The following is an 18804-nucleotide window of genomic DNA, read 5'->3' as shown; positions in this document are numbered from 1 at the left end:
GGCCCGGCCGCGGTCAGCCCGGTCGGGCGCGATCGGCCCCGTCAGCTCACACGGCGGGCAGCACGGCCGTCCGCCCGGGCAGCGGCACCGCCACGTCCTTCACGGGGGAGTTGATGACCTGCATCCGGTCCGGCTCGACCCGCAGGAACAGCTGGTGGTGCTCCTCCCCGGCGAAGTCCTCGGCGAGCACCCGGGCGAGCTCCGGGTCGTGCGCGGCGGCGTCCCGCGTCTCCGGCGGCACGGACACGGCCGCGGCGTAGTCGCGCGGCACACCGTTGACGAGCCCGGCGGGCCGGGCGCCGAACTCCCCGTCGACCGGCAGGAGCCGCTGGCTGAGCGGCGTGCCGAGCCGCCCGTCGACGGTGGCGAGGGCCAGGGGGTAGCGGCGGTCGCCGATGACGAGGGTGGCGTCGTGCCGGGTGGCGGCGTAGGCGAAGTGGTCGATCTCGAGGCCCACCCCGGGGCGCAGTTCACCGTGGTAGCTGTACGGGGAGTCCTCGGCGAGGACGTCGCCGCTGCGGTCCTCCGGGGGGTTCTCCAGCCACGTCCCCGTCACCGGTGCGCCGGTGGGGTGGAACGTCCAGGTCTCGTCGCGCAGTGCCTTCGCCCAGTAGCCGGTCGTCCCGGCGTCGTCGGCGCCCTCGACGCGCAGTTCCCGGTTCTCGGAGCCGGGTGCGGTGGAGTGGATCGAGATGCGCCCGGTGATCCGGCCGGGCACCTTCGGCTGGTGCGTCCAGTCGTCCCCGGGCAGGGAGACGGGGGCCGTGCGGGGGTCGAGCCGGTGGGTGAGCGCGTCGGGCGCGGCGGGGCGGTCGTCGTCGTCCCACGTGTAGCGGAACTGGGCGGGGTCGGCCCCGTTGATGTCGTAGTCGGACAGCCGGGTGTACATGTCGCCGTACCGGTCGGTGATGAACACCACCGACCCGGACGCGGAGACCGACTCCGCCCGGAAGCGCCCGTTGTGCGGCGTCGCGATCTCGTAGGAGTAGTCCTGCGCGAGCCACGGGTCGAGGGAGTAGATGTGCGAGCCGTCACCGCCGAGCGCCACGAGCTGCGTGACCTTCGCGAGGGACACCGGCTGGTCCTTGCCGTCGGGGGTGCGGTACGTCCGGTCGGTGTGCGTGCCGGTGAGGCTCAGGGACCACGTCCCGGGCTCGGTCGTGGGGGACTGCATCCCGTCGCCGAGCCACACGGGCCCGCCCCAGGCCCGGACCCAGCCCCAGCGGTCGGGGCTGGACTGGAGGTTGCTCATGGTGTAGATCCAGCCGTCGTCGTCGAGGGCGACGAGGGCGTCGTCGTTGACGGAGATGCCCCTGATCTTCCCGGCGAGGCAGTCCGGCGTCGGCATGTCCCGCCACTGCGGGTCGCCGGGGTGGCGCACGGCGAGGCGCCCGTCGGCGAGCGCGACCTCGACCTTCTGGTTGAAGCCCTGCGTGGAGTCCCGCAGGTCGACGCGGTCGGGCAGGCCGGTGAGCGTCGTCGGGGGCAGGGCGTCGTACCCGGCGTCACCGAAGTCCGGGGGTGTGAGCCCGAGGGGGAACTGCCCGTAGCCCTTCACGGGGTCGCCGAGGAGGGGCACGCACGGGGCGGCGGGGCCCGCCGAGGCGGGGATCTCCGGCTGCGGGGAGTCGGGTGCCGCGCCGGCGGCCGGGGCGACCGCGGCGAGGAGCCCGGTGAGGGTGACGCCGGTGACGGCCGCGGCCGCGCGGGAGCGGCGGCGGATCGGGGTGGCCGGCGGGGTCGGGGTGGCCGCCGCCCGTGGGGTGCGGGGCCGGGGGAGGGTCGTCATCGTGAGGGGTCCTGTTCTCTCCTGGTGTCAGGGGGTCCCGGCCCCGGTCGCGGAGCGGTCCCGGGGGCGGGACGGGGGAGGGGACGACGCGTCCCGCGTCCTCCCCACCTGTGGGCGAGGGTAGCGCAGCGCCCCGCCCCGACCCCGGTGTCGCCGGCCCCGCGTGGCGTCCCGCCCGGGGCGCGGGCCGACCGGCCGTCGGCACCCCACCGCCCCCCGGCCCCGCCCCGACCCGACCCCGGCGACGTCGCGGCGTCGACCCCGGCTCCGACCCGAGACCCGACCCCGGCCCCGCCCTGACCCGACCCCGGCGACGTCGCGGCGTCGACCCCGGACACGGGGGAACCCCGGGGCCGGTGAACGGCCCCGGGGTCCCGGACGACGGTGTGACCCGGCGGTCAGCAGTCGTAGTAGAGCTCGAACTCCTGCGGGGTCGGGCGGAGGCGCACGGGCGAGATCTCGTTGTCGAACTTGTACTGGATGTACGTGTCGATGAGGTCGTCCGTGAAGACGCCGCCCTCGGTGAGGAAGTCGTTGTCCTCCTCGAGCGCGGTGAGCGCGGCCTCGAGGGAGGTCGGGGCCTGCGGGATGTCCCGGGCCTCCTCCGGCGGGAGCTCGTAGAGGTCCTTGTCGACGGGCGCGTGCGGCTCGATGCGGTTCTTCACGCCGTCGAGGCCGGCGAGCATCATCGCCGCGAAGCCGAGGTACGGGTTGCCGCTCGGGTCCGGGGCGCGGAACTCCAGGCGCTTGGCCTTCGGGTTCGAGCCGGTGATCGGGATGCGCACCGCGGCGGACCGGTTGCGCTGCGAGTACACGAGGTTGATCGGGGCCTCGAAGCCCGGCACGAGCCGGTGGTAGGAGTTCAGCGTCGGGTTCGTGAACGCGAGGACCGCGCCGGCGTGGTGGAGGATGCCGCCGATGTAGTAGCGGGCGGTGTCGGAGAGCCCGGCGTAGCCGTTCTCGTCGTGGAACAGCGGCTCGCCGTTCTTCCACAGCGACTGGTGGGCGTGCATGCCCGAGCCGTTGTCGCCGGCGAGCGGCTTCGGCATGAACGTCGCCGAGCGGCCGGCCTCCCACGCCGTGTTCTTCACGATGTACTTGAACGTCTGCAGGTCGTCCGCGGCGTGGAGGAGGGTGTTGAACTTGTAGTTGATCTCCTGCTGGCCACCGGTGCCGACCTCGTGGTGCGCCCGCTCGAGCTCGAAGCCGGAGGCGGCGAGCTGCCGGCAGATCTCGTCGCGCAGGTCCTGGAAGTGGTCGTACGGGGCGACGGGGAAGTACCCGCCCTTCGGCCGGGTCTTGTAGCCGAGGTTCGGCGAACCGTCGGGGTTCTCCTCCTCGCCGCGGTTCCACCAGCCCTCGACGGAGTCGACCTCGTAGAAGGAGTGGTTCATCTCCGCGGCGTACCGCACGCGGTCGAAGAGGTAGAACTCCGCCTCGGCACCGAAGAAGCAGGTGTCCGCGATGCCCGTCGACGCGAGGTACTCCTCCGCCTTCCGCGCGACGTTCCGGGGGTCACGGGAGAACGGCTCCCGGGTGAAGGGGTCGTGCACGAAGAACTTGATGTTCAGGGTCTTCGCCTTGCGGAACGGGTCGATCTTCGCCGTCGCGAGGTCGGGGAGCAGCGCCATGTCGGACTCGTCGATGGTGGTGAAGCCACGGACGGAGGATCCGTCGAACGCCAGGCCCTCCTCCACGGCGTCCTCGTCGAATGCGCTGGCGGGCACCGTGAAGTGCTGCTCGACACCCGGCACGTCGGTGAAGCGGACGTCGACGAACTCGACGTCGTTGTCCCGGATGAACTTGGTGACCTCTTCGGCGGTCTTGAATGCCACTGTTGACTCCTTGCAGTCATGTCTGGCCCGGTCGTCGCTCTCGGTCGTCACGACACGGGGTGTGTGCCACGCGTCGCCGACCAGGCTGTGCACTGAACACTAGGTAACTGTTGTTGCCCGTTCGTCAATCGAATGTTTCCCGCGTGTTAAGCCTCGGAGCGCGTCCGGCCGGAGGTCATCCGTAGGACAGCGTCGTCACCCGAGACCCACACCCGCCCAGCCTACGGATTTCCCGCCCGGTGTGGCCCGCATTCACCGCGCCGCACCCCCTTCCGCGGCCGAATCCGGGCACCACCGGGGCCTCGCGGTCGGCGTGGCGCAGCCCGGCAGGTAGTCTCGGGGATCATGGCGCGCAAGGACGAACACAGCACGTGGCTCGAGGGGCCGCAGGTTCCGGGACAGTACGAGGACCCGTCGAACCCCAGTTCCTACCGGGGGGAACGGTTGGGGCTGCCGGAGGCGGGGCCGGGGTCCCTCGCCCGGCTCGGCTCCCGGATGGGGGCCTTCCTCATCGACTGGCTGATCTGCTACGCGATCGCGTTTTTCCTCACCCCGGTCACCCCCCGCTCGATCCCGATCTCGACGGCCGTGCTCGTGCTGTTCTTCGTCTGGCGCACGGTGACGGTCTGGCTCTTCGCCCAGTCCCCGGGGCACGCGGTCGTCGGCATCGGCGTCGCACGGGTCGACCGGCCCGACGAGCGCGTGGGGCTCCTCCGGGCGGTCGTCCGCGCGCTGCTGTCGCTCATCGTCTTCCCCCCGCTGATCCAGGACACCGACGGGCGCGGCATCCACGACCGGCTCACCGGCAGCGCCGTCATCCGCACGCGGTGACGGCGGTGACGGCCGGGGCGCGCGGCGCGGCCCCGACCCCGGCGGTCCCCGTCCCGGCGGCCCCGGCCCCGGCGGTCCCGGCGGTCAGCCCTTCTTGTTCCGCGCGGCGGCGCGGCGGGCGCGGCGGTTCACGCCGCTGACCTTCGCCCCCTTCGGCACCGGGCCCTTCGGCAGCTGGTTCTGCCGGGAGCGGAGCCGCTCGATGGCGACGACGCGGCTGTTGAGCGCGTCGACCTCGTTCTTCTTGATGTTGCGGGGCAGCTTCATGAGGTGCGACTGGAGCTTCTTCACCGGCACCTGCCCCTCCTCCTCGCCGGCGATGACGTCGTAGATCGGCGTGTCGCCGAGGATCCGGGCCAGCCGCTTGCGCTCCTGGGCGATCATCGGCCGGACCCGGTGCTCCCGGCCCTCGCCGACGAGCACGACGCCGGGGCAGCCGACGACCCGGTGCACGGCGTCCATGTGCGTGTTCGTCGCGACGGCCTGCTCGGTGATCCACTTCATGCCGACGCCGTCACGCATGGTGCTCAGCGCCCAGCCGGCGGCCCCGGCCTCGCCCTCGATCTGCTGGTACATGCCGGACTGGAGCCGCCGGGAGAACACGAACATCGCGAGGACGGCCCCGATGAGGAGGCCGAGGATGAGGTTCAGCCACCACGTCCCGACGACGAGACTCAGGGCGAGGAGCACCACGACCGGGACGAGAACGGCGAGCACCATGAGCGGGACAAGCTTCTTGTCCCGCTTCCGCTGGAGCTGGAACGCCTGCCACAGCTGGGTGCGGGTCTGCTTCCGCCTGGCCTTCTTCGCGGCCTTCTCGGCCTTCTTGTTGTCCTTCTCCCGGATGTCTTTCGCCATACCGCCCAACTGTAGAGGATGGGCGGCGACGGCACGGTATCGCGTCCGGGGGCGGCCGGTCGGCCGGACCGGCGGTCAGTGCGCGGTCACCGGCCGCGGGCGTGCGGGGAGGGGCGGTCAGCGCGCGGCGACCGGCGTGTCCTCGGAGGCGCCGTACTTCTCGAGGAGGGTGCTGGCCTCCTGGCTCGTCGTGCCGTCGAGCTTCTCACCGAGGTGACGCAGGTTCTCGGGCAGGGGCTCGCCGCGGGAGGCCTTCGCCTCCGCGTACAGCCGGCCGGAGCGGTACGACGAGCGGACCAGCGGCCCGGACATCACCGCACCGAAGCCCAGCTCGCGGGCGTACTCGGAGTGCTCCATGAACTCCTCCGGCTTGACCCACCGCTCGATGGGGTGGTGCATCGACGTCGGGCGCAGGTACTGCGTGACGGTGATGATGTCCGTCCCGGCGTCGTGCAGGTCACGCAGCGCGGAGCGGACCTCGTCCGGGGTCTCGCCCATGCCGAGGATGAGGTTCGACTTCGTGACGAGGCCGTAGTCCCGCGCCGCGCGGATGACCTCGAGCGAGCGGTCGTAGCGGAACGCCGGGCGGATGCGCTTGAAGATCCGCGGCACGGTCTCGAGGTTGTGGGCGAAGACCTCCGGCTCGGCCTCGAAGACCTGCCGGAGCAGGTCCGGCTTGGCCGAGAAGTCCGGGGTGAGGTTCTCGACACCCGTGTTCGGGTTGAGCTCGTGGATCTTCCGCACGATCTCCGCGTACAGCCATGCGCCCTCGTCGTCGAGGTCGTCACGGGTCACACCCGTCACCGTGGCGTAGCGCAGGTCCATCTCGCGGATGTTCTCCGCGACGCGCCGCGGCTCGTCCCGGTCGAGCGGGGTGGGGCGGCCGGACTTGATCTGGCAGAAGTCGCACCGGCGGGAGCACGTGTCGCCGCCGATGAGGAACGACGCCTCGCGGTCCTCCCAGCACTCGTGGATGTTGGGGCACCCGGCCTCCTGGCAGACGGTGTGCAGCCCCGCGCCGGCGACCCGGTTCTTCATGTCACGGAACTCCGGGCCCATCTTCGCCGTCGTGCGGATCCACCGCGGCTTCTGTTCGATGGGGGTCTGCGCGTTCTTCGCCTCGATGCGAAGCAGTCGTCGTCCGTCAGCTGAAACAGTCACGCGGCCCAGCGTACGCCTACCCCCGCGGGGGCGGCCAACCGCGTCAGCGCCCGTCGGGACCGGTGCCGGTGGCTCCCGCGGGGTCGCCGGTGACGGGCCCGTGCGCCAGCTCCTCCGGGATGTCGGACCCGGTGAGGGGGAGCTCCCCGTCGAGCGCGGCGAGGATGTCCGCGACGAGCCCGTCCCGGACGTCGGCGACGGTCGTCGGGCGGCCGAGTTCGCGGGACAGCGTCGTCACCCCGGTGTCGGAGAGGCCGCACGGCACGATGTGCCCGTAGTACTCCAGCGAGTTGTCGCAGTTCAGGGCGATGCCGTGCATCGCGACCCCGCGGGTCACCCGGATCCCCACCGCGGCGACCTTCCGCGCGGCGACGGGGACGCCGTCGACCACCCCGGCGGGCAGCCACACCCCCGACCGGCCCTCGACCCGGCCGACGTCGTCGAGCCCGAGGTCCCGGCACGTGTGGATGACGGCCTCCTCGAGGCGCCGGACGTAGTCGACGACGTCGACGGGGTTCGCCAGGGCGACGACGGGGTAGACGACGAGCTGCCCGGGGCCGTGCCAGGTGATCCGGCCGCCGCGGTCGACGTCGATGACGGGCAGCCCGTTGGTGGGCAGGTCCTCGGGTTGTGTCCGCCGTCCGGCGGTGTACGTCGCCGGGTGCTGGAGGGTGATGAGCGTGTCCGGGGCGTCGCCGTCCGCGCGGGACCGGGCGAGTTCGGCCTGGTGGTGCCAGGCGGTCATGTAGTCGACGGTCCCGAGATCCTCGACGACGACGGCGTCGGTGCTGCGGCGGATCGAACCCTTCTGGAATCCCATGTCACGGGAGTGTACGCCGGGCTGCGGCGGCGGTGGGCCGGGGGACGACCGGCGGGGACGACTGGCGGGGGACCACGGTCACGGGACCACGGTCACGGGACCACGGCCACGGGACCACGGCCACGGGACGACGACGGCCCCGGCCCCGCCCCGTGGTGTCGGGGGTGGGGGCCGGGGCCGGTGACGCCCGAGGGCGGCCGCGTGGGGCCGTCCCGGCGGGGCGCCGGGTCACGGACGGTTACAGTCCGAGGTCGTCCTCGAAGTCCGCGGTCTCGAGGCGGTCGCGGACCGTCGTGAGGAAGCGGCCGGCGTCGGCACCGTCGATGACCTGGTGGTCGTAGGTCATCGGGAGCAGCACCATCTGGCGGATCGCGATCGAGTCCGAGTCGTCCTCGGAGATGACGACCGGGCGCTTGACGATGGCACCGGTGCCGATCATCGCGGCCTGCGGCGGGACGAGGATCGGGGTGTCGGTGAGAGCACCCTCGGAGCCGATGTTCGTGATCGTGAACGTGCCGCCCGCGATGTCGTTCGGCTTGAGCTTCTTGTTCCGGGCCCGGTCGGCGAGGTCGACGATCGCCTTCGCGAGCTCGGGCAGGCTCATGTCCTGGGCGTCGTGGATGACCGGGGAGAGCAGGCCCTCCGGGGTGTCCACGGCGATGCCGAGGTTGACCTTGTCGTGGTAGGTCATCTCCTGCGTCTCCGCGTTGTAGGACGCGTTGATGTTCGGGTGGGAGACGAGGGCCTCGACGATCGCCTTGGCGAAGAACGGCAGGTACGTGAGGTTCACGCCGTGCGCGTCCCGGAACGCCTGCTTGCGGGCCTTGCGCAGCTCGGCGACGTGGGTCATGTCGACCTCGTGGACCTGCGTGAGCTGGGCGGCGGAGTGCAGCGACGTGAGGGTCGTCTTCGCCGTGATGGCCCGGATGCGGTTGACCTTGCGGGTCGTCCCGCGGAGCTCGGCCTTGGCGCGGTCGACGGACTTCGTCGAGGCGCGGGAGCCGGCCGGGGAGCCCGCCCCGGCGGCACCCGTCGCCGGCGTCGTGTCCTCGGCCGCGGCGAGCACGTCCTGCTTGCGGATGCGGCCGCCGACACCGGAGCCGGTGACCTTCGAGAGGTCGACCTTGTGCTTCTCGGCGAGCTTGCGGACGAGCGGGGTGACGTAGGGGAGGGAGCCCTCGCCCGGCTCGGTGCCCGCGGAGGACTGCGACGACGAGGACGACGCGGCCGGCGCCTCCGGGGCCTTCTTCTCGCTCGTGTCCTCGCTCTTCTCCTCGGCCTTCTCCGGGGCCTTCTCCTCGGCCTTCTCCGCCGTGTCCTCGTCCTTCCCGTCCGTGCCGGCGGAGTCCCCGCCGGACGGGGCGGCGGACGCGTCGCCGACGCGCGCGATGACCGCGCCGACGTCCACCGTGTCGTCCTCCTGCGCCAGGATCTCGAGGAGCGTGCCCTCGACCGGCGACGGGACCTCGGTGTCGACCTTGTCGGTCGAGACCTCGAGCAGCGGCTCGTCGACGGCGACGGTGTCGCCGACGCTCTTCAGCCACTGGGTGATGGTGCCCTCGGACACGGACTCGCCGAGCTCGGGCATCGTGACGTCGGTGGCGTCGCCCGACCCGGACGGGGCCGCGGAGCCGGAGTCGTCGGAGGCGGCCGCGTCGTCCGAGCTGTCGTCGGAGGCGGAGCTGTCGGCCCCGTCGTCGTCGGAGGCCTCGTCGGAGTCGGAGCTGCCGGCGTCCGCGGCGTTGTCGGAGTCGGAGCTGCCGGAGTCGTCGGCGTCGTCACCGGAGGGCGCCTCGTCGCTGTCGCCGATCTCGGCGATGACGGCGCCGACGTCCACGGTGTCGTCCTCCTCGGCGAGGATCTTCAGCAGCGTCCCTGCGACGGGCGCCGGGATCTCGGTGTCGACCTTGTCGGTCGAGACCTCGAGCAACGGCTCATCGACCTCGACGGTGTCGCCGACGCTCTTGAGCCACTGGGTGATCGTCCCCTCGGTGACTGATTCGCCCAGTTCGGGCATTTCGACGGAATGCGCCATGGTGTGAAGCTCCTAAAGAAAGCGAGAAGTACAGGTGTGGTCTCTGCACCGAATACTACATCGGCAGCGCCGTCGCCGACGGGGAAGGGGTCGACGGAGCCGCTCGGGGCGGTGCGCACCCCGCCGGTGCCCGTCGCCGTCGGGTGCGGGGGACACCCGCGGGGCACGGTGGCCACCGGGTCCGGGGACGACCCGCAGGGCACGGTCTCCACCGGATGCGGGCACCACCCGCGGGGCACGGTGGCCACCGGATGCGGGCACCACCCGCCGGTGCCCGTCGCCGTCGGGTGCGGGGGCGCCCGCCGGACCGCCCACGCGCGGCGGGTGTGACGTAGACTTGTCGCCCGTGTTCAACTTCTTTCGACGGCGGAACGACCGGGGCCCGGGTGGTGCCGGCGGCGCGGGACGCCCCGGCGGGGCCGGGCGGTCCGGGGGGACCGTGACCCCGGAGGCCCGCGACCACCTGCGCGCCTGGGCCGCGGCGCGGACGGGCGTGGAGGGGTTCGTGGAACCGGAGACGCTGGTCAACGAGATGTCCGTCGTCTTCGTCGACGGTCATGGGGAGTGGACCCGCCGGCCGATCGGCGGTCCCCGGGGGATCGACGACGTCGCCTCCGCGACCGGCGTCCCCCTCTACTTCGCCGAGGAGACGGGCTACCCGCAGCGGATGCGTGACCGCATGGAACGGGACCGGATCGTCCGCCGGCGGCTCGAGCAGATGGAGCGCCGCGAGCGGCTCCGCGACCTGCGGGAGGACGGCGGGACCGGGGCGGGGGACTGAGGCCCCACGGGCCCCGGCACCCCCGGCCGGGAGGGGTCACTCGCCGGCCGGCTCCTCCCCGTCGTCGGCGGTCGTCCCGCCGGCGGCGAGCCACTCCAGCGTGGCGATGATCGTCCGCACCGGCACCCCGGTGCCGCGCTTCGGGGTGTAGCCGTAGGCGGACCCGGTGTTGTACGCCGGGCCGGCGACGTCGATGTGCACCCACTCCACGCCCTCGGTGACGAACCGGCCGAGGTAGTGGCCGGCGACGAGCATCCCGCCGGACCGCGACCCGCTGATGTTGCGGATGTCCGCGACGTCCGAGGTCAGCGCCTCGTTGAGCTCCGGCGGCAGCGGCATCGGCCACGCGTTCTCGCCGACCTCCCGGGAGATCCCGGCGACGGCGTCCCGGAACGCCGGGCTGCCCATGATCCCCGGGGTGCGGTCGCCGAGGGCGACGAGCTGCGCCCCCGTGAGCGTGGCCGTCTCGATGAGGTACCGGGGGTTGTCCTCGCAGGCGCGGGCGATCGCGTCGGCGAGGACGAGCCGCCCCTCGGCGTCGGTGTTGAGCACCTCGGTCGTCGTCCCGTTGTAGTGGCGCAGCACGTCACCGGGCCGGGTGGCGTTCCCGTCGGGCATGTTCTCGGCGAGCGGCACCGTCGCCGTGACCGTCAGCGGCAGGTCGAGTTCCGCGGCGGCGATGACGGAGGCGATGACCGCCGCCGACCCGCCCATGTCCGAGATCATCGCGTCCATCGACGCCCCGGGCTTCAGCGAGATCCCGCCGGTGTCGAAGGTGATGCCCTTGCCGACGAGCGCGACGGTCGGCGCCGCCCCGTCCGCGGCGTCCCCGTCGCCGGCGGACCGGTCACCCTCGGGCGACCACGTCATGCGGACCAGGCGCGGGGGACGCGCGGAGCCCCGCCCGACGCCGACGATCCCGCCGAAGCCCTGCTCCTCCAGCTGGTGCTCGTCGAGAACCTCGACCGTGACCCCGGTGCCCGTCGTCGCGGCGCGCACGACCTCGGCGTAGCTCTCCGGGTACAGCGCGTTCGCGGGGGCGTTGACGAGGTCACGGGCGAGGGTCACGGCCTCGACGACGGCGCAGGCGTGGGTGAACCGCTCCGCGGCGTCCTCACCGCGGCCGACGACCGTCACCGTGCCGACGTCCGTGCGGTCGGGGTCGGCGGCCTTCTGGCCGTCGTAGCGGTACGCGCCGAGGGCGTGGCCCTCGACGGCGGCCGGCAGGTCGAGCAGGCCGAGGAGGCTCGCGACGTGGCGCGCGGACCGCAGCGACCGGGACGCGGTGCCGGCGGCGGCGCGGATGTCGTCCGACGTCACGGTGTCCGCGTCGCCGAGACCGACCGCGAGGATCGTCGTCACGTCGGTGCCCTCGACGGCGGGCAGCGTCGTCACCTCACCCCGGGACCCGGTGGCCCCGACCGCGACGAGCATCTTCCACAGCTCCACCTGGGCGGGCTCCGGCACGGGGGAGGCCGCGGTGCCACCGACCTCGATGCCGGACTCCCCGGTGAAGACCGGGACGACGAGGGTGTCCGGGCCGTCGGGGCCGGTGGGCACGCTGTCCGCGAGCGCCAGGTGCGGTACCGCACCGCGGGCGGGGAGGGGCAGGGAGGTCGTGTCCGAGGCCATGCAGAAAGGTCCTTTCGTCGCGGAACGGCTCCGGGGGTCAGGTGCCGGAGCCGACGTGTGGGGACTAAGCTACACCTCATGTCGACCGCTTCGTCCCCGTCAGCACCCAGTTCAGCGTCCCCGGCCCCGGCCCCGTCCTTCGCCGTCACCCTGAACCCGGACCCCACCTCCCCGGAGGAGCGCGAGCGGATCCTCGCGGACCCCGGGTTCGGCCGGTACATGACGGACCACATGGCCGTCATCGACTGGAACGAGGAGGAGGGCTGGCACGACGCCCGTATCGTGCCCTACGGCCCGCTCACCCTCGACCCCGCGACGTCGGTGCTCCACTACGGCCAGGCCATCTTCGAGGGGCTCAAGGTCTACCGGCAGCCCGACGGGTCCCTGGCGACCTTCCGGCCGGACCGGAACGCGGACCGGATGCGGGCGTCCGCCCGGCGTCTCGCGATGCCGGAGCTGCCGGACGACCTGTTCCTCGGGGCGGTCCGGGGGCTCGTCGACGTCGACCGCGACTGGGTCCCCGCCGCGGGTGGCGAGGAGGCCCTGTACATCCGGCCCGTCATGATCTCCCGGGGGACCGGCCTGGGGGTGCACCCGTCGTCGGAGTACACCTTCTACGTCATCGCGTCCCCGGCCGGGGCGTACTTCAGCGGCGGGATCAACCCGGTCAGCGTGTGGCTGTCGACGGACTACGTCCGGGCCGCCCCCGGCGGCACCGGGGCGGCGAAGTGCGCGGGCAACTACGCCGCGTCCCTCTCCGCCCAGCGCGAGGCCGAGGAACAGGGCTGCGACCAGGTCGTGTGGCTCGACGCCGTCGAGCGCAAGTGGATCGAGGAGATGGGCGGGATGAACCTCGCGTTCGTCTTCGGCCGGGGCGACAACGCCGAGCTCATCACCCCGGAGCTGTCCGGGTCGCTGCTTCCCGGGGTGACCCGGGCGTCCCTGCTGCAGGTGGCGCGGGACCTCGGCATGAACGTCGTCGAGCGCCGGATCAGCGCCGAGGAGTGGGAGCAGGCCGCGGGCAACGGGGAGCTCAGCGAGGTCTTCGCCTGCGGGACCGCCGCCGTCATCACCCCGGTCGGGACCGTGCGCTACCCGGGTGGAGAGTTCACCGTCGACGACGGACGCACCGGGGAGGTCACGATGCGCCTCCGGTCGATTCTCACGGGCATCCAGCGCGGCACGGTCGAGGACGCGCACGGCTGGATGCACACGCTCATCCCGGCCGGGGAGGCCTGACCGCGGCGACGCGACACCGGGGCGGCACGGCGGGGCGGTCAAATACGGCGGACAGCTGAGCTGAAGCCCTACACTCGTCGCCATGACGAACGATCCCCGCGATGAGCGCCGGCCAGCGTCCCCGGACGTGGCCCCGACCCAGATCTTCCCCCCGGGCTACCGCACCGACCGCGGCGCCGGCTACCCCGGTGGCGGTCCCGGTGCCGGTTCCGCCGGCTACCCCGGTGGCGCTCCCGCCGGCCGTCCGGGGGACTGGGGCCCGGCCGTGGCCGGGGCCCCGACGCCGGGGGCGTCCCAGGGGGTCACGCCCGTCCCGGTCGGGACGTCGCCGGCGGGGGTCCCGGCGGTCGCGCCCGTCGTGGGCCCGTCCCAGAACCACGGTCCGCTCGCTGTCGTCGCCCTCACCCTCGGCGTCCTCGCCATCGTCGTCTCCCCTGTGGGGATCATCCTCGGCCTCGCGGCCGTGATCCTCGGCGCTCTGGCGGTGTCCTCGGCGCGGACCCGGCTGCGCCCGACGGGCCTGGCCGTGGCCGGCATCGTCACCGGTGTCATCGGCTTCATCATGTCGGCCGTGCTCATCGGCGGATTCATGTACATCATCTCCGAGCTGAGCGACGGCTGCTCGGCGCTCGTGGGCAGCCGGTCGAGCCGGTGCCTGACCAGCACCGTCAGCGACCTGCTGGACTCCACCCCGCCGTCGGCCGTGCCCTGGACGGGTACCGTGCCCGACCCGACCGGCGGGGTCCCCGACCCCGGTCCCGCCCGGGCCCCCGACACCGCCCCCGGGGACGTCACCGATGACGACCTCGAGAAGCTCGGGAAGGAGCTCGACGATCTCCTCCGCCAGATGACCGAGGCGCCGCTGCCGGGCGCGGAGGCCCCGGGCGTCCCCGGCGGGCTCGACGACCCCGCCACCTGGCAGCCGGGGGCCGACGCCGCGGACCTGTCGCGGACCTGACGGGGGCAGGGGGGCGGCCGGCCGTCCGGCGGTCCGGCGAGCGGCGACCGGCGGTCCGGCGGCCCACCACTGACCGGCGGGACGCGGCCCCGCCGGTCAGTGGTGGGCCGGATCCCCGCCCCCGCCCCGGTTCGCCGACCGGTCCGCAGCCCCGTCCGGCTCCGCCGGCCGGTCCCCGTCCCCGTCGGACTCCGGCCCCGCGGCGAGCGCGCAGGCCGTCCGGAGGACCGGCAGCACCTGGAGGGCGGCCGCGCCCTGGGACAACCCGAGGTCGCCCGGGACGACCGGCTCGGCCCCGAGGTGTGTCATCGCGATGCGGTGCGCGGGCTCCGCCGCCGCGTGGGCCGGCAGACACCAGGACCGGGCACCCGGGCAGAGCAGATCCGCGACCACCGCGGCCGCCGCGGAGGCGACACCGTCGAGCACGACGGGGGTCCGCCGCTCCGCCGCGTGGGCGATGAACGCGGCCTCCGCCGCGACCGCGGGGGAGGTCACGCTCCGCAGGAGCGCCCTCGGGCTGTCGCGGTGCCGGCGGACGCGGAAGAGCGCGTCCCGGATGACGGCCACCTTCGACCGCCACGTCGTGTCGTCGACCCCGGCCCCCGGGCCGACGGCACGCACGGGTTCGGCACGGCAGACGGCGCAGACGACCGTCGCGGCGACCGTCGTGAGCCCCGCGCCGATCTCCCCGGTGGGCAGCAGGTCAGCCCCACCGTCGATCTCCCGGTCGGCGACGTCCCGGCCGACCCGCAGGGCCGCCTCGAGCTCGTCGTCCGACATCGCGTCCTCCCGGTCGACCGCGCCGGAGCTGTCCCGCACGCGCCACCGGTCCCGGTCCCCGTCCGAGGGGCCGTCGGCGGCGGCGCCGGTCACGGCCGGGCCGCGGTGGAGGTTGGTGTCGACGAGGCGGAGCGCGGCGTCGACCCGGTGGGCGAGGGCGACGACCGGTGCCGAGCCGTCCCCGACGGCGTCCGCGGCGTCGGACGAGAACCCCTCCGGCAGCAGGGTGACGCGCCCCCCGTCCCGGGGCCCGTCGGTGACGACCCCGTTGTCCCCGGCGAAGATGACGAGCCGGCAGTCGGAGGCCGACGACCCGCGGGCGGCGAGCCACCCGGCGACCCGCGCGACCGCGGGCTCCGGGGTGCGGACCGTGGCGCCGGCACCGGCCGGGACGGCGACCCCGGCGAGCCGGGTCAGTGCGGCGCGGGCGGCGTCGTCGTCGGGGGGCGTGACGTCACCGAACGTCACCGGGTCGCCGGTCACCGCGACCGGCCCCCGGGGACCTCACCGACCGCGACCTGCGGGGCCGGGGTGCGCATCCGCCGGATCATCGTCGCCCGGCTGAAGGCGTAGAAGCCGAGGCCCACGCCCGTCTCCGTCGTCCCCGGGAACCGGTCCCGCGCCTCCCGGTTGACCCGCCGGCCGAGCAGCAGGCCCTCGACCGCCATGACGATGACGAGGACCATGAGGACGATCGACACGGTCTGGGACACCGCCGGGACCTTCAGGCCGACGAACATGATGACGAGCACCACGAGGGCGACGGGCATGAAGAAGTTCATGAGATACCGGTGCGAGTCGACCCAGTCGCGGACGAACTTCCGGACCTCGCCCCGGTCGCGGGGCATGAGGTACCGCTCGTCGCCGGCCATCATGCGCTCGTTGGCCGTCCGGCGCGCCGCCGCGGCCTTCTCCCGGTCGCGGCGCTTCATGGCCTTGTACTCCTCGCGCGACATGGAGGCCTTGGCCTCCTTGCGGCGCTTGCGGGCCTCGGCGGGGGTGAGCGGGGCGTCGTACGGCGACTTCCGGACGCCGGCGCGCCGCTCGACCTCGTTGCGCTTCGGGGTCGGGCGGCCCTTCTTCGGCGTGCGGCTCTTCGGCAGGGCGGCGGCGTCGGTCTCGTCGGGGTCGGGGCCCCCGGTGTCTGCCTGCGCCGACACCGGGACGGCGGTCGCGGCGTCGTGTCCGTCAGCGGTGGTCGTCGACTCGTCGCCCGAGGTCCGGGACTTCCAGGAGGGGATCTTCACGCTGTCCAGGCTAGATGAGCGTCCGGCGGGGCGGCAAAGGAGGTCCCGTGGAGGCCGGGGGAGGGGGTCGACGCCCCGACGCCGCGGGGGACGGTCCGCCCGGGCGGGGGCGCGACGGATCAGTGCCCCGGGCGGGAGGGGCCGCTCAGCGGCCCGCGCGGAGGAGGGACCGTACCGTGCCCCGGGCGGGGGGCGTGACGGATCGGTGCCCCGGGCACGGAATGGTCCGGCGGGGTGTGGCGTTGAGGGAAGACGACGGGGTACCGTGGACTCCGTCTAACCCACCGAGGAGGATTCATGACTGCTCCACAAACGACTGCCCCGGCCACCGCGACCGGTGTCGTGCTCACTGAGGCCGCCGCGCAGAAGGCCGGCGCTCTGCTGGCCCAGGAGGGCCGGGACGATCTCTCGCTCCGCATCGCCGTCCAGCCGGGCGGGTGCGCGGGCCTGCGCTACCAGCTGTTCTTCGACGACCGTTCGCTCGACGGCGACCTTGTCGACACGTTCGACAACGTCACGCTCGTCGTCGACCGGATGTCCGCTCCGTACCTGACCGGTGCGCGCATCGACTTCTCGGACACCATCGAGTCCCAGGGATTCACGATCGACAACCCCAACGCCACCGGCTCCTGCGCCTGCGGCGACTCCTTCAGCTGATCCGGAGGAACGGGTTCACCGTGACCCGGCGGTCCTGACAGGACCGGCCGGACGACGGACGCCCCCGGTGTGACGGTTGACCCGTCACGCCGGGGGCGTCCGTGTGTACAGCGGGGTGGGCGGCCCGCACCGGGCGACACCGCGGGGCCCGCCCGCACGGGAGCCCGCTCCGGCCCGTACGCCCCGGACCCGCCCGCACCGGGCGACGCCGCGGGGCCGTGCCTCAGAGTTCGACCGGGTAGTCCCGCTGGTCGATGTCCGGGGTGATGCGCTTCTCCACGAAGATGCCGTGCCAGATCATGAACGCGATGACCGTCCACAGCCGCCGGGAGTGGTCGGGGCCGGACCCGGAGGTCATCGACCGGCGGTGCTCGTCGAGCATGGAGAGCACCTCGGCCTTGTTGAAGATGTGGTCCGTCTGCGAGTCCTCGATGGTGCGGCGCGCCCAGTCGTAGAGCTCCGGCCCGGCGAGCCAGTGCCGGATCGGCACCGGGAACCCGAGCTTCTTCCGGTTGATGACGTGCTCCGGCACGATGAGTTCCAGGGCCTTGCGGAGCGCGTACTTCGTCGTCCCGTGGCTGAGCTTGAGCTCGTGGGGGATCGTCTGGGCGACGTCGAAGACCGCGCGGTCGAGGAACGGAACGCGCAGCTCCAGGGAGTTCGCCATCGTGATCTTGTCCGCCTTGACGAGGATGTCGCCGCGCAGCCACGTGAACAGGTCCAGGTGCTGCATGCGCGCGACCGGGTCCATGTCGCGGGACTCGGCGTAGATCGGCGCGGTGACCTCCCGGTGGTCCCACTCCGGCCGGGCGTCGCGGAGGACCCGTTCCAGCTGCGGGTAGCTGAACGAGCGGGCGTTGCCGTAGTACCGGTCCTCGAGCGGCGTCGTGCCGCGCTGGAGGAGCGACTTGCCCCGCATCCCGTCGGGCAGCGCGTCGCCGAGCCGGGACAGCACGGACGTCAGCGGGGCGGGGATCTTCTCGAACGGCGCGAGGGACAGCGGCTCCCGGTAGATCGTGTAGCCGCCGAAGAGCTCGTCGGCGCCCTCGCCGGACAGGACGACCTTGACGTGCTTGCGGGCCTCCGCGGCGACGAAGTACAGCGGCATGAGGGCGGGGTCGGCCACGGGGTCGTCGAGGTACCAGATGATGCGGGGCACGGCCTCGGCGAACTCCTCCGGGGAGACGACCTTGACGATGTGCTCGGCCCCGATGGCGCGGGCCGACTCCGCCGCGACGTCGACCTCGGAGTACCCGTTGCGCTCGAAGCCGGTGGTGAACGTCAGGAGGTCCGGGTTGTGACGCTTCGCCAGCGCGGCGATCGCGGTGGAGTCGATCCCGCCGGAGAGGAACGACCCGACCGTGACGTCGGCCCGCATGTGCTTCTCGACGGAGTCCTCCAGCGCCGCGGCGATCCTGCGGAAGAGGGCGTCCTCCTCCCCGGACCGCACCGGGGTCACCGGGAACCGCGGGCGGAAGTAGCGGGTCTGCGTGACCTCGCCGCCCGGGGCGACGGTCGCGTGGCAGCCGGACTCCAGGCGCCGGACGGCGGCGTGGAGGGACTCCGGCTCCGGAACGTACTGGAGGTCGGTGTAGTGCTCGATCGCACGCGGGTCAAGGCTCTCGTCGAGACCGATGGTCCCGGCCATGGAGAGGATGCACTTCTTCTCGCTCGCGAAGACCGTCCCCGCGTCCGTCGTCGCGATGTACATCGGCTTGATGCCGAACGGGTCGCGGGCGAGGAACAGCGTCCGCTCGACGGAGTCCCACACCGCGAAGGCGAACATGCCCCGGAGGTGCTCGACGACGTCGGCACCCCAGTGGTGGAACCCGACGACGATCGTCTCCGAGTCGCCGTCGGTCCGGAACTCGTGGCCGGCCGCCCGGAGCTCCTCCCGGAGCTCGACGTAGTTGTAGATCTCACCGTTGAAGGTCAGGGCGTACCGGTCCGGGGACTCCGGGGGGCCCCAGCGCAGCGGCTGGTGGGAATGTGCGATGTCGATGATCGACAGGCGGTTGAAGCCGAAGACGACGTCGTCGTCGTGCCACGTGCCGCTGTCGTCCGGACCGCGGTGGTGCATGCAGGGCAGGGCCTCGGTGACGGCGTCGACGACGATGCCGGCGGAGCCGTCGGACGAGAGGAATCCAAGCAGGCCGCACATAGTGAGAGGTTCAACTCCAT

General features: G+C 73.1%; 15 protein-coding genes. 5 read left to right on the top strand and 10 right to left on the bottom strand.

What is annotated here, in order from left to right; translation table 11 throughout:
• Positions 1–46: 46 nt before the first annotated feature.
• Both CBOVI_RS06845 and glnA read right to left on the bottom strand, forming a co-directional pair.
• On the bottom strand, positions 47–1789 hold the full coding sequence (locus CBOVI_RS06845; RefSeq protein ID WP_125196920.1) for a hypothetical protein: 1743 nt from the start codon (positions 1787–1789) through the stop codon (positions 47–49).
• Positions 1790–2187: 398 nt separating this feature from the next.
• On the bottom strand, positions 2188–3624 hold the full coding sequence (gene glnA / locus CBOVI_RS06840) for a type I glutamate--ammonia ligase (RefSeq protein WP_010274832.1): 1437 nt from the start codon (positions 3622–3624) through the stop codon (positions 2188–2190).
• A 345-nt stretch (positions 3625–3969) separates the two neighbouring features.
• Here glnA and CBOVI_RS06835 point away from each other — a divergent pair, with 345 nt between their 5' ends.
• Positions 3970–4455 carry an RDD family protein gene (locus CBOVI_RS06835; RefSeq protein WP_010274834.1) on the top strand — a complete coding sequence of 162 codons (486 nt, stop codon included), beginning with the start codon at positions 3970–3972 and terminating at the stop codon, positions 4453–4455.
• Positions 4456–4539: 84 nt separating this feature from the next.
• Here CBOVI_RS06835 and CBOVI_RS06830 read toward each other — a convergent pair whose 3' ends face one another.
• The 4 genes from CBOVI_RS06830 to sucB form a co-directional block, all read right to left on the bottom strand.
• Complete coding sequence (locus tag CBOVI_RS06830; RefSeq protein WP_010268587.1) at positions 4540–5313, bottom strand: DUF4191 domain-containing protein; 774 nt, start codon at positions 5311–5313, stop codon at positions 4540–4542.
• Between the two features lie 117 nt (positions 5314–5430).
• Complete coding sequence (gene lipA, locus CBOVI_RS06825) at positions 5431–6474, bottom strand: lipoyl synthase (protein WP_029157863.1); 1044 nt, start codon at positions 6472–6474, stop codon at positions 5431–5433.
• Between the two features lie 43 nt (positions 6475–6517).
• Entirely contained in the window at positions 6518–7294 is a 777-nt protein-coding gene (gene lipB, locus CBOVI_RS06820) for a lipoyl(octanoyl) transferase LipB (RefSeq protein WP_010268580.1), read from the bottom strand.
• Positions 7295–7532: 238 nt separating this feature from the next.
• Positions 7533–9329, bottom strand: a complete 1797-nt coding sequence (sucB, locus tag CBOVI_RS06815; RefSeq protein WP_029157862.1) for a 2-oxoglutarate dehydrogenase, E2 component, dihydrolipoamide succinyltransferase — start codon at positions 9327–9329, stop codon at positions 7533–7535.
• 346 nt (positions 9330–9675) lie between these two features.
• Between sucB and CBOVI_RS06810 the strand changes: the two genes are divergently transcribed.
• On the top strand, positions 9676–10110 hold the full coding sequence (locus CBOVI_RS06810; protein WP_125187302.1) for an oxidoreductase: 435 nt from the start codon (positions 9676–9678) through the stop codon (positions 10108–10110).
• Positions 10111–10146: 36 nt separating this feature from the next.
• Here the strand turns inward: CBOVI_RS06810 and CBOVI_RS06805 are convergent, their stop codons facing one another.
• Positions 10147–11742 (bottom strand): leucyl aminopeptidase, encoded by a 1596-nt coding sequence (locus CBOVI_RS06805; RefSeq protein WP_010266750.1) that lies wholly within the window; start codon positions 11740–11742, stop codon positions 10147–10149.
• A 78-nt stretch (positions 11743–11820) separates the two neighbouring features.
• Between CBOVI_RS06805 and CBOVI_RS06800 the strand changes: the two genes are divergently transcribed.
• Together CBOVI_RS06800 and CBOVI_RS06795 are read left to right on the top strand one after the other, a co-directional pair.
• Positions 11821–12981: a branched-chain amino acid aminotransferase gene (locus CBOVI_RS06800; protein ID WP_010266754.1), complete on the top strand. Its 1161-nt coding sequence runs from the start codon at positions 11821–11823 to the stop codon at positions 12979–12981.
• Positions 12982–13063: 82 nt separating this feature from the next.
• Positions 13064–13939: a DUF4190 domain-containing protein gene (locus CBOVI_RS06795; RefSeq protein ID WP_125186212.1), complete on the top strand. Its 876-nt coding sequence runs from the start codon at positions 13064–13066 to the stop codon at positions 13937–13939.
• A 96-nt stretch (positions 13940–14035) separates the two neighbouring features.
• On the opposite strand, the gene CBOVI_RS06790 is transcribed toward CBOVI_RS06795, so the two are convergent.
• On the bottom strand, positions 14036–15202 hold the full coding sequence (locus CBOVI_RS06790; protein ID WP_183273616.1) for a nicotinate-nucleotide--dimethylbenzimidazole phosphoribosyltransferase: 1167 nt from the start codon (positions 15200–15202) through the stop codon (positions 14036–14038).
• Positions 15199–15966 carry a DUF3043 domain-containing protein gene (locus CBOVI_RS06785; RefSeq protein WP_010265579.1) on the bottom strand — a complete coding sequence of 256 codons (768 nt, stop codon included), beginning with the start codon at positions 15964–15966 and terminating at the stop codon, positions 15199–15201. The genes CBOVI_RS06790 and CBOVI_RS06785 overlap by 4 nt, the downstream gene beginning before the upstream one ends.
• Positions 15967–16263: 297 nt before the next feature.
• On the opposite strand from CBOVI_RS06785, the gene CBOVI_RS06780 reads away from it, so the two are divergent.
• Positions 16264–16623: a HesB/IscA family protein gene (locus CBOVI_RS06780; RefSeq protein ID WP_029157719.1), complete on the top strand. Its 360-nt coding sequence runs from the start codon at positions 16264–16266 to the stop codon at positions 16621–16623.
• Positions 16624–16846: 223 nt separating this feature from the next.
• Here the strand turns inward: CBOVI_RS06780 and asnB are convergent, their stop codons facing one another.
• Positions 16847–18784 (bottom strand): asparagine synthase (glutamine-hydrolyzing), encoded by a 1938-nt coding sequence (asnB, locus tag CBOVI_RS06775; RefSeq protein ID WP_010265581.1) that lies wholly within the window; start codon positions 18782–18784, stop codon positions 16847–16849.
• Positions 18785–18804: the final 20 nt, after the last annotated feature.

The organism is Corynebacterium bovis DSM 20582 = CIP 54.80 (assembly GCF_030408615.1).
In the GTDB taxonomy this organism is placed as follows: domain Bacteria; phylum Actinomycetota; class Actinomycetes; order Mycobacteriales; family Mycobacteriaceae; genus Corynebacterium; species Corynebacterium bovis.
Note: the sequence above shows the minus strand (reverse complement) of the source record. Positions and strands in the feature narration are given on the sequence as shown.

Bases quoted from the DNA above. Each gene is read 5' to 3' on its own strand.
- CBOVI_RS06845 (WP_125196920.1), bottom strand. From the start codon at position 1,789: ATGACGACCCTCCCCCGGCCCCGCACCCCACGGGCGGCGGCCACCCCG.
- asnB (WP_010265581.1), bottom strand. From the start codon at position 18,784: ATGTGCGGCCTGCTTGGATTCCTCTCGTCCGACGGCTCCGCCGGCATC.
- CBOVI_RS06795 (WP_125186212.1), top strand. From the start codon at position 13,064: ATGACGAACGATCCCCGCGATGAGCGCCGGCCAGCGTCCCCGGACGTG.
- CBOVI_RS06805 (WP_010266750.1), bottom strand. From the start codon at position 11,742: ATGGCCTCGGACACGACCTCCCTGCCCCTCCCCGCCCGCGGTGCGGTA.
- CBOVI_RS06830 (WP_010268587.1), bottom strand. From the start codon at position 5,313: ATGGCGAAAGACATCCGGGAGAAGGACAACAAGAAGGCCGAGAAGGCC.
- CBOVI_RS06835 (WP_010274834.1), top strand. From the start codon at position 3,970: ATGGCGCGCAAGGACGAACACAGCACGTGGCTCGAGGGGCCGCAGGTT.
- sucB (WP_029157862.1), bottom strand. From the start codon at position 9,329: ATGGCGCATTCCGTCGAAATGCCCGAACTGGGCGAATCAGTCACCGAG.
- lipB (WP_010268580.1), bottom strand. From the start codon at position 7,294: ATGGGATTCCAGAAGGGTTCGATCCGCCGCAGCACCGACGCCGTCGTC.
- CBOVI_RS06780 (WP_029157719.1), top strand. From the start codon at position 16,264: ATGACTGCTCCACAAACGACTGCCCCGGCCACCGCGACCGGTGTCGTG.
- CBOVI_RS06800 (WP_010266754.1), top strand. From the start codon at position 11,821: ATGTCGACCGCTTCGTCCCCGTCAGCACCCAGTTCAGCGTCCCCGGCC.